Annotated in this window: 17 protein-coding genes; 9 read left to right on the forward strand and 8 right to left on the reverse strand. The window is 68.4% G+C overall.

The window, feature by feature from the left end; all coding sequences use genetic code 11:
- Positions 1-19 precede the first annotated feature (19 nt).
- Positions 20-394 carry a hypothetical protein gene (locus tag ORI60_RS19660; RefSeq protein ID WP_266039038.1) on the reverse strand — a complete coding sequence of 125 codons (375 nt, stop codon included), beginning with the start codon at positions 392-394 and terminating at the stop codon, positions 20-22.
- Positions 395-601: 207 nt separating this feature from the next.
- Here ORI60_RS19660 and ORI60_RS19665 point away from each other — a divergent pair, with 207 nt between their 5' ends.
- Together ORI60_RS19665 and ORI60_RS19670 are read left to right on the forward strand one after the other, a co-directional pair.
- Positions 602-1,306, forward strand: coding sequence for a DUF5753 domain-containing protein (locus ORI60_RS19665; protein WP_266039039.1), 705 nt, complete (start codon positions 602-604; stop codon positions 1,304-1,306).
- Complete coding sequence (locus ORI60_RS19670; RefSeq protein WP_266039040.1) at positions 1,281-1,451, forward strand: DUF397 domain-containing protein; 171 nt, start codon at positions 1,281-1,283, stop codon at positions 1,449-1,451. Before ORI60_RS19665 ends, ORI60_RS19670 begins: the two co-directional genes overlap by 26 nt.
- Here ORI60_RS19670 and ORI60_RS19675 read toward each other — a convergent pair.
- Positions 1,441-1,914: a hypothetical protein gene (locus tag ORI60_RS19675; RefSeq protein WP_266039042.1), complete on the reverse strand. Its 474-nt coding sequence runs from the start codon at positions 1,912-1,914 to the stop codon at positions 1,441-1,443. The genes ORI60_RS19670 and ORI60_RS19675 overlap by 11 nt on opposite strands.
- 49 nt (positions 1,915-1,963) lie before the next feature.
- Positions 1,964-3,427 carry an adenosylhomocysteinase gene (gene ahcY / locus ORI60_RS19680; protein ID WP_266039043.1) on the reverse strand — a complete coding sequence of 488 codons (1,464 nt, stop codon included), beginning with the start codon at positions 3,425-3,427 and terminating at the stop codon, positions 1,964-1,966.
- Positions 3,428-3,525: 98 nt separating this feature from the next.
- Between ahcY and ORI60_RS19685 the strand changes: the two genes are divergently transcribed.
- Genes ORI60_RS19685 through ORI60_RS19695 form a run of 3 tightly spaced genes read left to right on the forward strand, consistent with a single transcriptional unit; the run spans position 3,526 to position 6,782 of the window.
- Entirely contained in the window at positions 3,526-5,931 is a 2,406-nt protein-coding gene (locus ORI60_RS19685) for a hypothetical protein (protein WP_266039045.1), read from the forward strand.
- Between the two features lies 1 nt (position 5,932).
- Entirely contained in the window at positions 5,933-6,247 is a 315-nt protein-coding gene (locus tag ORI60_RS19690; protein WP_266039046.1) for a hypothetical protein, read from the forward strand.
- Between the two features lie 10 nt (positions 6,248-6,257).
- On the forward strand, positions 6,258-6,782 hold the full coding sequence (locus ORI60_RS19695; protein ID WP_266039047.1) for a GNAT family N-acetyltransferase: 525 nt from the start codon (positions 6,258-6,260) through the stop codon (positions 6,780-6,782).
- On the opposite strand, the gene ORI60_RS19700 is transcribed toward ORI60_RS19695, so the two are convergent.
- A complete protein-coding gene (locus tag ORI60_RS19700) occupies positions 6,775-7,353 on the reverse strand; it encodes a TetR/AcrR family transcriptional regulator (RefSeq protein ID WP_266039048.1) in 579 nt (192 codons plus the stop codon). The two genes, ORI60_RS19695 and ORI60_RS19700, sit on opposite strands and share 8 nt — an antisense overlap.
- A gap of 77 nt (positions 7,354-7,430) precedes the next feature.
- Between ORI60_RS19700 and ORI60_RS19705 the strand changes: the two genes are divergently transcribed.
- The 3 genes from ORI60_RS19705 (at position 7,431) to ORI60_RS19715 (ending at position 8,549) form a co-directional block, all read left to right on the forward strand.
- The gene (locus ORI60_RS19705) at positions 7,431-7,910 is read left to right on the forward strand and encodes a DUF2975 domain-containing protein (protein WP_266039049.1); all 480 of its coding nucleotides are present in this window, start codon (positions 7,431-7,433) and stop codon (positions 7,908-7,910) included.
- Positions 7,910-8,128: a helix-turn-helix domain-containing protein gene (locus tag ORI60_RS19710; RefSeq protein ID WP_266039051.1), complete on the forward strand. Its 219-nt coding sequence runs from the start codon at positions 7,910-7,912 to the stop codon at positions 8,126-8,128. The genes ORI60_RS19705 and ORI60_RS19710 overlap by 1 nt, the downstream gene beginning before the upstream one ends.
- A gap of 64 nt (positions 8,129-8,192) precedes the next feature.
- Positions 8,193-8,549 (forward strand): hypothetical protein, encoded by a 357-nt coding sequence (locus tag ORI60_RS19715; RefSeq protein WP_266039053.1) that lies wholly within the window; start codon positions 8,193-8,195, stop codon positions 8,547-8,549.
- Between the two features lie 67 nt (positions 8,550-8,616).
- Here ORI60_RS19715 and ORI60_RS19720 read toward each other — a convergent pair whose 3' ends face one another.
- On the reverse strand, positions 8,617-9,852 hold the full coding sequence (locus ORI60_RS19720; RefSeq protein ID WP_266039055.1) for a glutamate mutase L: 1,236 nt from the start codon (positions 9,850-9,852) through the stop codon (positions 8,617-8,619).
- Between the two features lie 17 nt (positions 9,853-9,869).
- On the opposite strand from ORI60_RS19720, the gene ORI60_RS19725 reads away from it, so the two are divergent.
- Complete coding sequence (locus ORI60_RS19725; protein WP_266039057.1) at positions 9,870-10,475, forward strand: hypothetical protein; 606 nt, start codon at positions 9,870-9,872, stop codon at positions 10,473-10,475.
- Here the strand turns inward: ORI60_RS19725 and ORI60_RS19730 are convergent.
- The 3 genes from ORI60_RS19730 to ORI60_RS19740 form a co-directional block, all read right to left on the reverse strand.
- On the reverse strand, positions 10,472-10,927 hold the full coding sequence (locus ORI60_RS19730; RefSeq protein WP_266039059.1) for a MarR family winged helix-turn-helix transcriptional regulator: 456 nt from the start codon (positions 10,925-10,927) through the stop codon (positions 10,472-10,474). The two genes, ORI60_RS19725 and ORI60_RS19730, sit on opposite strands and share 4 nt — an antisense overlap.
- A 25-nt stretch (positions 10,928-10,952) precedes the next feature.
- Complete coding sequence (locus ORI60_RS19735) at positions 10,953-12,491, reverse strand: amino acid permease (protein WP_266039061.1); 1,539 nt, start codon at positions 12,489-12,491, stop codon at positions 10,953-10,955.
- A gap of 158 nt (positions 12,492-12,649) precedes the next feature.
- Positions 12,650-13,573, reverse strand: coding sequence for a cation diffusion facilitator family transporter (locus ORI60_RS19740; protein WP_266039063.1), 924 nt, complete (start codon positions 13,571-13,573; stop codon positions 12,650-12,652).
- Positions 13,574-13,614 lie beyond the last annotated feature (41 nt).

A 13,614-nucleotide genomic window follows, 5' to 3' on the forward strand; every position in this document is an offset into this window, starting at 1 on the left:
GGTCAGTAAAACCCGCACGTCAACGCAATTCCAATAGCTTGTCCAACGCCTTCTCGTACTGCTTGCGCCCGAAGGTGTAGGGCCCGAGCTCGGCGTACACGGTGCCGTTGCGGTGCGGCCGCCGGAAGCTGTCCCATACGACCGTCTTCTGGTCGGCCCGGATGCGCGCGACCAGTGGCCCGCAACTCGCGATGCCGCAGTTGCAGCCGAGCACCAGCTGCGCCTTGCCGGGCTGGAACGGCTTGGCGTCGAGATCGTCCTTGCGCACCCCGCCGAACCACGGGTCGTCGTAGAACTCGAGCCACTCGGTCAGCGGAATGCCGTCGACCGCCGGCACGACCACGTTCTCGTGCATGACGTCGTGCGGTTCGATGATGAGCCCGAACTCGTTCACGGACGCAGCGTAATTCCACCCGTTTGGGCACGCTGTTGTTTTTCCTCCATCGCCTAACGTCGAATTTCATGAACGGCGATCCGTCCACCCCTTACAGCCGCGACCTGGGCGACGAGTTGCGCCAGGTGCGCGAGCGCTTCACGACCTTCCGCGGGAGGAAGATCGCCCGGATGCTCGGGTGGGGTCTCCAACGTCGAGCACGGCAAGGTGCGCGCCACGGAGATCGACATCATCCAGTACCTGGGGCGGTGCGGACGCAGTCAGGCCTTCATCACGGACTTCCTGGAGCGGTACCGCTCGGCGTTCAACCTCTACTTCGTGCAGGTGCCCGACAACCTGCGCACGATGACCATGGCCGAGTCGGGTGCGGACAAGATCACGTCTTTCAACATGACGACCATGCCGGGCCTTGCTCAGTCGAAGGAATACGCGTTGGCGCTGTTCCAGGCCCACGGCCAACTTGCTCCGGAAGCGATCGAGAGGGCTGTCCGCTTTCGCATGGAACGCCAGGCGATCCTTCTGCAGCCCAACCGCCCAGCGTGCACCTTCTACATTCATGAGAACGCTCTGAGGCTCAAGGTCGGCAGTGACGAAGTCATGGAAGACCAGCTCATGAGGCTGCTCTTCCACACGCACACCATCCGAATCGTGCCCGCCGCCAGCGGTGCGGCAGGTGCCTTTTCCGCCGAGTACATGCTGTGGGAGTACGAGAAGCGCAGCAGCGTCGCCTACACGGAATCGGACCTCGCCCAGGTGTTCGTGCAGGACCTGGCCGGGGTCAAGCGATGCAAGTCGATCTTCGCGCACCTGGATGCAGTCGCGCTAGATGAGGAACAATCGCGGTCGATGGTGGCGGATCTCGCCAGCCGATCGCGGGAGGACCTCAGTGACCGGAAACTGCGCCTGGCGTAAGAGCAGCTACAGCGGCGGCAGCAGCGAAGGCAGCTCATGCGTCGAGGTGGCGTTCGCCCAGGCCGTGCGCGTGCGCGACTCCAAGAACACCGCGGGCCCTGAGCTGGAGTTCAGCGTCGAGGCCTGGCGGGCGTTCATCCGCTGAGCCCGTCGGGCACCGGCAGGTCGAGCGCCGCGAGGAACCGCCGGGTCTTGACCTCGACGAACACCTCACCGTCGTCGATCTCGTCGATGTCCTCGGACTCGTCCCACTCGAACGCGTTCGGGTCCTCGTCCTCGGCCAGGAACGCGAGCAGCTCGGCCTGCTTGGCCGGAACGTCCCCACCGGGGTTGAGCGACCCCCACCACTCGGCCAGTCCCGCGGACTCGCGCAGGACGTCCGTCGGGTCGGACGCGCTGGGGTTCTCGAAGTACGTGCGCGGCGTCAGCCCCAGGTAGGCGACGCCGGACCCGGTGCCGGCCGGGGCGTAGACGACCGAGGTGATGTCGCTGTCGTGGACGTCGATCCAGAGGAACGGCTCCGCGAGGGGCGGCAGTTCGCCCTCGGACAGCGTCTTCCAGGAACCGTGCTCGTAGGCGTAAGTGCCGAAGAATCCCACGGTGGACATGAAACAGGGGCCTCCCGCGGCGCGCGCGGGAGGCCCCTGCTGAACAGCGTCAGTAGCGGTAGTGCTCCGGCTTGAACGGGCCCTCGACGTCGACGTCGATGTACTCGGCCTGCTCCTTGGTGAGCTTGGTCAGCTCGCCGCCGAGCGCCTCCAGGTGGATGCGCGCGACCTTCTCGTCCAGCACCTTGGGCAGGCGGTAGACCTCGTTGTCGTACTCCTTGTACTTGGTGAACAGCTCGATCTGAGCGATCACCTGGTTAGAGAAGGAGTTCGACATCACGAACGACGGGTGGCCCGTCGCGTTGCCCAGGTTCATCAGGCGGCCCTCGGACAGCACGATGATCGTGCGGCCCGACGGGAAGATCCACTCGTCGACCTGCGGCTTGATGTTGTTCTTGCGGATGCCGGGGTAGCGCTGCAGGCCGGCCATGTCGAGCTCGTTGTCGAAGTGGCCGACGTTGCCCAGGATCGCCTGGTGCTTCATCTGCGCCATGTGCTCGACGGTGACGACGTCCTTGTTGCCCGTCGTCGTGATCACGATGTCCGCGACCGGCAGGACCGACTCCAGGCGAGCGACCTGGAAGCCGTCCATGGCGGCCTGCAGGGCGCAGATCGGGTCGATCTCGGTGACGATGACGCGGGCGCCCTGGGCGCGCAGCGACTCCGCGGAGCCCTTGCCGACGTCGCCGTAGCCGCAGACGACCGCGACCTTGCCGCCGATCAGGACGTCGGTGCCGCGGTTGAGGCCGTCGACCAGCGAGTGGCGGATGCCGTAGCGGTTGTCGAACTTCGACTTGGTGACGGCGTCGTTGACGTTGATCGCGGGGAAGAGCAGCTCACCGGCGGCGGCCAGCTGGTACAGGCGCATGACGCCCGTCGTGGTCTCCTCGGTGACGCCGCGGATGCCCTCGGCGATGTTCGTCCACTTCTTGCCGTCCTTCTCGAGCGACGCGCGGAGCGTGTCGAGAACGATCGCGTACTCCTCCGAGTCGTCCTCGGTGGCCGCCGGGACGACACCGGCCGCCTCGTACTGGACGCCCTTGTGGACGAGCAGGGTGGCGTCGCCACCGTCGTCCAGGATCATGTTCGGGCCCTTGCCGTCCGGCCAGGTGAGCATCTGCTCGGCCGTCCACCAGTACTCCGGCAGGGTCTCGCCCTTCCAGGCGAAGCAGGCGACGCCCTTGGGCTCCTCCTCCGTGCCGTGGGGGCCGACGACGACGGCAGCCGCCGCGTGGTCCTGCGTCGAGAAGATGTTGCAGGAGGCCCAGCGCACCTCGGCGCCCAGGTCAACCAGGGTCTCGATGAGGACGGCCGTCTGGATCGTCATGTGCAGCGAGCCGGAGATGCGGGCGCCCTTGAGCGGGTACACCCCGGAGTACTCGCGGCGGAGCGCCATGAGGCCGGGCATCTCGTGCTCGGCCAGCCGGATCTCCTTGCGACCGAACTCGTGGAGCGACAGGTCGGCCACTGCGAAGTCGATGCCGTTGCGGGTCTGCAACCGGTCCGCGGTCATTGCGAAGTCCTCCAAGGCACTTCAGAGAGGGTGTCGTCCGACCATACCGCCCGCTGATGCACCACTATGGCCCCCACGTTGGGTGAGGGAGGTCTCGGGTGTTGCTTACCGGCCCGGACACACGTGTCGTCGAACTGCGTGTCCACGGCGTCCAAGGAACGACGCCGCAGACGCTCGTCGACGCCGTTGCGGCCGTGGACGTTGCGGGGGACGGGCTCGGGCGCATCGTGCGCCCGGCCGACAGACTCCGCAGGCCCGCGCCTGGACCAGTCTTGCAGACCGAGGGCCGTCCCATCCCCCGCGTGGTCGAGGGGTACCTGTGGGGCGGGATGACGTCCGGCGGTGTGGCCAAGGCCACGTGGGCGCTGCTCTTCCCGTTCAGCATCGCGAACGTCGCGCACTGGATGCTCCCTCCCGTCCCCGAGCAGAACCTGCCCGCCCACCTGCTCGGCATCGGCCTGCGGTCGCTGTTGCGGGTGTTCGCGCTGCTGCTGACGGCGTTGCTGGTCGCGCAGATCTCGGTGGTCAGCCTCGACCTGCTCGCCGCCCAGTGCCTGCGGCCCGCCACCGCGTGCCTGACCAGCATTCCGGGTGACGTTCGCGCTTTCCCCTGGTTCCGGACCTTCCTGGGGTTGCTGCCGATCCTGGTGGTGGTCGCGGTGATGCGGCGCGTCTCGCACGTCGAGTGGCGGATCGAGCGCAAGGAGATCGCCGACGCCGAGGAACAGGACAGGCAGCCCGCGTCCGGACTGCCCGGTGCGCACGTGGCGACGGACCCGGACACGCCGGCGTTGAGGTCGCTGCACGTCGTGGCCGCGCTCGCGGTGACGTCGCTGATCGCGCTGGGCGGGCCGTTGCAGCAGCTCACGGCCGCCGGCGGCATGGGCGTCGCGATCACGGCGGCGTGGACTGCGTCGCTGGTGCTCATCGGTGTGTCCGTGCTCGGCGTCTTGTTGTTGGACGACCCCACGGGCGGTGCGCCTCATCGCGGCGGACGGTGGCTGCGCGCGGCGTTGAGCCGCAAGCCGCGCCGGATGCTGCTGGTGCTCTCGGTGCTGCTGGTGCTGACGACCCTCGGGCTGCAGGAGCAGCTGCCGTTGCGGGTGCCCGGCGCGGACGTGACGGTGCAGGTCGTGGCGTTGCTGATGGCGTTCGTGCTGGTGCTGTTCGGGCTGATGCTGGTGCCCGCGGCGCTGCTGGCCCGCAAGACGTGGCGCTCGCTGCCGCGCGAACTGCGGCCGTGGGCCGGCGGCTGGTTCGCGGCGCCGGTGCTGGCGATCGGCGGGCTGCTCGGCGGCGGCTTCGGCGCCGGAGTGGCGTTGCCGGTGCGCAAGGCGCTGGGCGACGACCTGGACCTGCCGGTCGGGTACAGCTACATCACCCTGCTGTGGGGCGTGGCGGGTGCGTTGGCGCTGCTGAGCACGCTCGCGGTGGCCTCGTTCACCGGTGCCGTGCGGTGGCGGGCGTTCCGCAAGGGCAAGGTGTGGGCGCGTGAGGCGTCGCTGCTGCACTCCGGCCGGATGCGCGACCTCCGCATGGCGACGCGGGCGTGGTGGTGGGCGCGCTGGGAACGCAACCACGGCCATCACATGATCATGATCGTGGCGTCCGTGCTGGTGGTCGGCGCCGTGCTGGCCTCCTTGCAGCGGCTGCGCGACGTGGAGCTGGCTTCGTGGACGTACCCGTTCTCGGCGTTCGGCGTGTTCGTCCTCGGTCTGCTGGCCGTGTCGCTGCTGCGCGCGGTGTACCTGGCGGCGCGGCAACCGGAGTCGGGCCGGCGGCTCGGCATCATCGCGGACATCGCGCAGTTCTGGCCGCGCGAGGCGCACCCGATCGTGCCGCCCTGCTACGCGCTGAAGGTCGTGCCGGAGCTCGTGGCCCGCGTGCAGGACCACCTGCGCGACCCCGGCACCCGCGTCGTCCTCTGCGGGCACTCGCAGGGCTCCCTGCTGGTCGCCGTCGCCGCGGCCCGCCTGCTGGAGGAACTGCCCGCGCACGACCGCGAACGGATCGGCCTGCTGACGGCCGGTTCGCAGCTGCAGTGGGCGTACCCGCGGGCGTTCCCGGCCGTGGTGCCGCACGCGTCGCTGGCCAAGCTGGCCGGTGGCCTGGACGGGCGCTGGCGCGCGCTGTGCCGGGGCACGGACCCGCTGGGCGGCGCAGTGACGACGTGGCGGCGGCAGGTGTTCGACGGCATGCTGCTCGGCGTCGGCTACCGCGAGGACGGCTCCGAGGGTGCCCTGGCACCTGCCCTGCGCGGGCCCACCGGGGCGTTGGTGCTGGGCGGCGACCACTGGCTGCCGGACCCGCAGCGCGGACCGTTCCCCGGACGGCGGTGGCGGTCCGGGGTGTCGGCGCACTCCGACTACACGTCGGACCCGGAGTGGGACCGGGCGGTGGCGATCGCGGCGGGGCTGTTGCAGGTGGACGCGCCGGAGTCGCCCTCGCTGCCGTTCGCGCGCAAACCGGAAATGCGGTCGCGGGACGGGTCGGGCGGCTTCTGACGTGAGGGAGCACATCGACGAACCCGTCGCGGAAGCGGTGATCAGGTGGCGGACGGCGGAGCAGGGCGGGCGGCGATCCGGCCCGCCCACGGCCCCCGTCTACATGGCGACCGCGGTGTTCGCGCCGGGTGACGCGCACATCAGCGTCCTGATCGAACAGCTCGACGAGCGCGAGGACGGAAGCCGCACCTGCAAGGTCGACTTCCTCGTGCGCGAGCTGGCCAGGCACGTCCTGGTTCCCGGCGCGAGGATGCTGGTGATGGAAGGGCCCAGAGTCGTGGCGGAAGCGGAAGTCCTGGTCGTCCGCGCTGGGTAGTCTGCGGACCATGCTGACTGGGGATCTCGTCCGGCTGCGTCCCGTCGAGCCGGAGGACGCCGACGCGTTCCACCGCTGGCACAACGACGAAGAAGTGATGCGGTGGCTGCAGAGCTACTACCACTCGTCGCTGGCGTCGGCGCGCAAACGCTTCGCCGACCGTCAGGAGAACTCGTACGAGAAGGTCACCTTCTGCATCGAGACGTTGAAGGACGGCAAGCTCATCGGCGTCGTCGTGCTGCGGGACGCGGACCCGATCAACGCGCGGGCCGAGGTCGACATCTACATCGGCGAGAAGGACCACTGGGGTGGCGGCTACGGCACCGATGCCCTGCGCACGGTCTGCCGGTACGGGTTCGACACGATGCGGCTGCACTCGATCGAGCTCGGTGTCGTGGAGGCGAACGAGCGCGCGATCAAGTCGTACAAGAAGGTCGGGTTCCAGGTCGACGGGCGGTTCCGGCAGTCGTTCTTCCGCGACGGCGAGTGGCACGACGCGCTGCTCATGTGCGTGCTGAAGGACGAGCTCACCTGAGTGCGGGCGCGAGGTGGCCGATCGCCTCGCGCAGGTGGTCCTCGACCGAGGCCGCCGAGACCACGGCCAGGCCGGACGGGCGCAGGTCCACCCAGCGCTGCACGGCGAGGCGGGCAGCCGCGGAGACCGCCGCGGCCAGCACCTCGGCACCGAGGGCGGACTTGCCGAGCCTCGAAGCGATCACGTCGGCGATCGGTGGTTCCAGCTCCGCCACCGAGTCGAGGAAGGCCGCTCGCAACGCCGGTGTCGAGGTGATCAGGGCGAGGGCCTCGGTCGGTGGTTCGCGGTACTGCTCGGCGAACGCGGCGACGATCGAGTCGGCCAGGGGCTCGTCGGACGGCCTGGCGCGCAACGCTTCCGCGACCTGGAGCGCGCGGGTGGCCGTGATGCCGGCGACGATCGCGTGCTCGCGGCTCGCGAAGTAGTTGTTGTAGGTGCGCGGCGAGACGTTCGCCGCCTCGGCGATCTCGTCGACGCGCACCTCGTCCACGCCCTTCTCCAGGGCGAGCCGCAGCGCGGCGGCCGACAGCGCCGCTCGGGTCTCGGTCTTCTTGCGCTCGCGCAGTCCCACGGCGATCACTGTAGAGACCTGCCGCAACACGATCACTACCGATTGACTTTCGATAGATGACTACCGATACTCGATGCATGATTTCTGAGCGTTGGGCGGTGACAGCCCTCCGGGTGTTCCTGGTGGCGTTGTTCGGCATCCTCGTCATGCTGGAGACGTTCTCGTTGCCCGGTCAGTACGCGCACATGGCGCAGCAGAACCCGGAACAGGCCTACCTGAGGTGGCCGTCGACGATCGTCACGGTGTTCTGGGTGGTGTGCGTGCAGGTGGTGATCGTTGCCACGTGGAAGCTGCTCACGCTGGTGCGCAAGGATCTGATCTTCACCGAGGCCGCGATCAGGTGGGTCGACGTGATGGTGTGGGCGATCGCGGCGGCGTGGGTCGTGCTGGTGGGCGTGTTCCTCTGGGTCGGCTTCAACGCCGACGATCCCGGCGTGCTGGTGTTGTTCTTCTTGTTCACAACGGGGGTGTCCGTGGTCGGGCTCGTGCTCGTGGTGATGCGGGCGCTGCTCAAGCGCGCCACGGAACTGCGGGCTGACATGGAATCGGTGATCTGATGGCCATCGTCGTGCGCATCGACGTCGAACTGGCCAAGCGCAAGATGAGCGTCGGCGAGTTCGCGGAGAAGGTCGGGCTGACGCCCGCCAACGTCGCGGTGCTGAAGAACGGACGGGCGAAGGCCGTGCGGTTCAGCACCCTGGAAGCCATGTGCCGGGTGCTGGAGTGCCAACCGGGCGACCTGCTCGAGTTCGTGGACGACGGCGAACCCGCCTGAAGGTCGTCCCGCAGGTGCGGGGTTCCACCGCCAGGTGCTGGATGGATAATCGTACGACTCGCGCGTGCAGCTGTGGCAGCCTGCGGGCATGCCAGAGCTGCGCGTTCACGCAGGCCGCCACTACGCCGTTCAGTTCATCTACGCCCTACCGGACGACAGCTGGTGCGTGGAGTTGAGCGAGGCCGTTCCGGCGCCGGCGTCGTGGGCCGGGATTCCCGATGCGAAGACCCATCTGCCTGGGGACATGCTCATGGCGGCGGTGGTGCCCGACGAGGACCCGAGCCTGGAGCCGACCATCCACGTCCACACCGACGAGCCCATTCCCTACGCGATCATGCGCTGGTTCATGGACCACGTGACCGAGCAGGTCGAACACTGCCGCCGCGGGTTCGAGCAGGCAGCAGCCGAAGCGTCGGAGTGACCGGCTCGAGCACGGCGGCGACCACCTGGACGGCTCGAGTTCAGCGAACCACCTCGCGGGACAACGCTCAGCCCAGCCGTTTCGCCAGTCGGTCGGCGGCCTCGAGCCGCCCCGACTCGGCGAGCAGGCCCACCGGTGCCAGCACGTAGTCGCGGTCGACGGTGATCTCCGCGGTCTTGAGCACCGGCCGCAGCACCGGGTCGGCCCGCAGCGCCTCGACGATCGGCCCGATGTCCGGCGTGTGCCGGAAGACCCCGCCCGACAGCACCAGCAGACCCGCGCCGTGCGGTCCGAGCTGCCCGTCGACCTGCCGGAGATGCCTGCGCACGGCCAGGATCGCCGCGAACGACGCCAGCTTCACGTCGACGGACGGGTCGTCCGGCAGCCAGCCGACGTTCTCGGCCCGCTTCTGGGCCTCCTCGGTCAGGTCCTCGGTCGTCAGTCGTTCGGTCAGCGCCTCCTTGACCACGCCCGGCGCGGACCAGCGCATGCCCAGATCGCCCTCGACGGTACGGCGGTCCGGCGGCAGCGCGACCGTCCTCTCCAGACCTTCACTGTCCGCTGTGGACACGGCCGAGTACACGTCCGTGGTCGCACCGCCGACGTCGACCACCAGCACGGCACCTTCGCGGTCCTGCGCCGCGAGCCGGGAAACGCCTGCCAGCACTGCATCCGGCGTCACGGCCCGCACGAGCTGGCGGAACCTCGGGCCCTTGGACAGTCCCTTGCCTCCGATCACGTGCTGGAGGAACGCTTCCCGAATCGCCTTGCGCGCGGGTTCCGGGGCGAGCTGACCGACGTCCGGCAGCACGTTCGGACAGGCCACCACGGTGCGCTTCGCCAGCAGTTCCACCGCTTCCGGCTGCGCCTCGACGTTGCCCGCCAGCACGATCGGCACGGCCACGCGGGCGAGCTTCGCGGCGTTGTGCAGCAGGACTTTCCGGTCGCCGCCGTCCGTGCCGCCGACCAGCAGGACCAGGTCCGGAGCCGACGCCCGCAGCGCCTTCACGTCGACCGGGCCCGCGCTGACGTGCACGATCTTGGCGCCCGCGCTGAGCGCGACCCGGTAGCCGGCCTCGGCGCTCACCACCCGTTCCTGGCCGACGACCGCGAGCCTGAGGCCGCCGCCCGCCGAGGAGCACGCGAGGATCTCCCCGTCACCGACCTCGGAGCGCAACACGTCGATGCCCCGCAGCACTTCCGGTGGCGTGGTCGGGTGCTGCCCGGTCCTGACCAGCTCGCCCTCGGGGGTGACGAGAGCGGCCTTGGTCCAGGTGGAACCGACGTCGAGACAGAGGATCACGGGGTTAGCTTGCCATCATGAAGCTCACACCCAAGGTGATCCTCGAAGGCACGCGGCTGACCGGCAAGACGGACCTGGCCTTCGCGTTGAACGAGCACCCCCGTCTGGTCGGTCACCGCAGGTACCGGTACCACTCACCGTTGATCTCGGGTGAGTGGAGCGGTTTCAGCAACGAGCCCTGGGGCCGGGGGCTGATCGACTTCGCGCCGGAGGAGACCGCGCACGCGATGGAGACCTACGAGACATGGGCGCGGATGTTCGAACTGCAGCGCTACTACTCGTGGATCGTCGACCGGTTCCACCTGTCCACGACGGCGTACCAGGCGCGGCAGGGGCGCGACTTCGACTTCGGCTGGCTGGAGGAAAGACTGAAGCCGCTGAACTTCGCGATCGTGCTGTGCACCCGGCCCGAGGACACGTTCGAGGCTGCGCGGGAAGAACGGCTGAAGATCAGCGCGAACCCGAAGCAGTACGTCTCGCTGGAGCCGTTCGTCGAGGAGCAGCGCCAGCTCCGAGAGCTCGCGGCGAAGTCGATCCTGCCGGTCCTGGAGCTGGACGTGACGCGGCAGGGCCCGGACGACGTGGCGCAGTGGCTGGACGAGCGGGGTCTGCTGACGCTCTAGTCGTCGGCCTTCTCGTGCACGATTTTCATGAACGACCCGAGCTGCGCGAGCTGCTCCGGCGTGAAGAGGTCGACCAGGTATTCGCGCACGGTCCCGACGTGGCCGGGCGCGGTGATCCGCAGCAGGTCCTTGCCCGCGTCGGTGAGCACGGCGAGGATGCCGCGCTCGTCGGACTCGTGCGGCTCCCGCCGCACGAGTCCGGCCTTCTCCAGCTTGCCGATCTGGTAGGTCAACGAGCTCTTCGACACCACGACCCTGCGCGCCAGCTCGGTCATGCGCATGCGGTTGCCCGGCTGTTCGGACAGCACGATCAGCACGTTGTACTGCGCGTGCGAGAGACCCGCGTCGCGCTGCAACTGCTGTTCGATCTGCCTCTCGAGGAGGTGGTAGGCCTGGACGAAGTGGTGCCAGGCCGTCGCCTCCTCCTCGGAGAGCCACCGCGCGTTTTCCATGGTGCGCAGGTTAGTTGGTGACGAGCTAGATGCCGGGCTCTTCGCCGTGCTTGACCACCGGTTCGGGTTCGACCTTGCTCTGGCCCGTCTTGCCGAGCACCGAGTTGCGACGGCTGTAGACGAAGTAGACGACGACACCGAGCGCCATCCAGATGAGGAACCGGATCCACGTGAGCGCGGTCAGGTTCAGCATCAGCCACAGGCAGGCGAGGATCGCGAGGATCGGCACCAGCGGCACGAGCGGCACGCGGAAGCCGCGCGACAGGTCGGGCCTCGTCTTGCGCAGCACCAGCACACCCGCGGAGACGAGGATGAACGCGAACAGCGTGCCGACGTTCACCATCTCCTCGAGCTTGCCCGCCGGGAAGAAGCCAGCGGCGACCGCGACGAGCACACCGATGATGATCGTGATGCGCGTCGGCGTGCCGTGGCTGCCGGTCTTCGCGAGCTTGCGCGGCAGCAGTCCGTCGCGAGACATCGCGAACAGCACGCGGCTCTGCCCGAGCATCAGCACCATGACGACGGTCGTCAGACCGGCGAGCGCACCGACCGAGATCACCGTCGCCGCCCAGTCGACCCCGTTCTGCGCGAACGCACTCGCCAGCGTCGCGCGCGTGCCGTCCGGCTGCGTCGCCAGCTCCGTGTACGGGACCATGCCGGTGATCACCAGAGTGACGGCGACGTACAGCACCGTGACGATGGCCAGCGAGCCGAGGATGCCGCGCGGCACGGCCTTCTGCGGGTTCTTCGTCTCCTCCGCCGTGGTCGCCACGACGTCGAACCCGATGAACGCGAAGAACACGATGCTCGCCGCCGCCAGCATGCCGAGCACGCCGTAGGTGCTGCCCGAGTAACCGGTGATCAGCGAGAACAGCGACTGCTCGACCCCGGTGTGCGTGGCAGGGCCACCACCTTCGGCGGCCGGCGGGATGAACGGCGAGTAGTTCTCGGCCTTGATGTAGGTGATGCCGAGCACGATCACGAGCAGCACCACCGCGACCTTGATGGCCGTGATGACCGCGCTGACCCGCGAGCTCAGCTTCGTGCCGATGACGAGCAGCGCCGTGAGCACCGCGACCAGGAGCACGGCGCCCCAGTCGAACTTGATGCCGTCGCCCACCTCGGTCTTCACGTCGAGACCCATGAGCCCCAGCGTCGTCTGCAGGTACGCGGACCACCCCTTGGCGACCGCGGCCGAGCCGACCGCGAACTCCAGCACCAGGTCCCACCCGATGATCCACGCGGCGAACTCGCCGAACGTCGCGTAGGAGAAGGTGTACGCGCTACCCGCGACCGGCACCGTCGAGGCGAACTCGGCGTAGCACAACGCGGCCAGCGCACAGGCGATCGCCGCCAGCACGAACGACAGCGAGACCGACGGCCCCGCGATGTTGCCCGCGGTGCTCGCGGTGAGCGTGAAGATGCCGGCACCGATGACGACCGCCACACCGAAGACCGTGAGGTCCCACGCCGTCAGGTCCTTGCGGAGCTTGGTACCCGGCTCGTCCGTGTCCGCGATCGACTGCTCGATCGACTTCGTGCGCCACAACCCGTTCCCCGGCACGGTGCATACCTCCTTGATGGAACCTGAATTGGCCCACCCTAGAGGTAACCACCAGGTGAGATGCCCATAGCTCGTGTCCGCAGGTTGTCCGGCGTTCTGTCTCGACGACGACGAAGCCGCCCCGGGCAACACCCGGAGCGGCTTCGAGGAACGTCAGATCAGGAGCTGGAGACCGTGGACCGGTCCAGGTCCGGCTCCAAGTAGATCAGCCGGGCGTACGGCACCTTGGCCCGCACCCGCTCCTCCGCGTCGTTGATCGCCTGCGCCACCTCGTCCAGCGGCAACCGCGGCTCCAGCGCGATCTTCGCCGCCACGAGCAGCTCCTCCGGGCCGATGTACTGCGTCTTGATGTGGATGACGCGCTGCACCTTGCCGGCGGCCAGCTCGTCGATGATCACGTCGAGGTCCTTGTCGGACGCGCCCTCACCGATGAGCAGCGACTTCATCTCGATGATCAGGATGATCGCGATGATGCCCAGCAGCACGCCGATGGCGATCGTGCCGAGTGCGTCGAAGACCGGGTTGCCGGTGATCGTCGCGAGGCCGACGCCGATCAGCGCCAGCACCAGACCGATCAGGGCGCCCGCGTCCTCCAGCAGCACGACCGGCAGTTCCGGCGTGCGGGAGTTGCGGATGAACTGCCACCAGGTGGCCTCACCCTTGATCTTCTTCGACTCGACGATGGCCGTGTAGAAGCTGTAGCACTCCAGGCCGATCGCGACGACGAGGATGCCGACCGCGACGAGCGGGCTGGAGAGCGCCTCGGGGTGCTGCAGCTTGTGGATGCCCTCGTACAGCGCGAAGACCGAGCCGAGGGTGAACAGCATCAGTGCCACCACGAACGACCAGAAGTAGCGGTCGCGGCCGAAGCCGAACGGGTGCAGCCTGGTCGCTTTGCGCTGGGCCGTCTTCTGGCCGAGCAGCAACAGGCCCTGGTTCGACGTGTCGGCGACCGAGTGCACCGACTCGGCGAGCATCGACGACGAGCCGGTGATCAGGAATCCGATGAACTTGGCCACCGCGATTCCGGCATTCGCGATCAAAGCCGCGACAATGGCCTTGGTTCCGCCCCCTGCTGACACGCCTGTCTCCTCGCAACAAGTCCGGTTTGTCCGGTCGTGAA

The sequence above is a fragment of the Lentzea sp. NEAU-D7 genome (assembly GCF_026242055.1).
GTDB lineage: Bacteria > Actinomycetota > Actinomycetes > Mycobacteriales > Pseudonocardiaceae > Lentzea.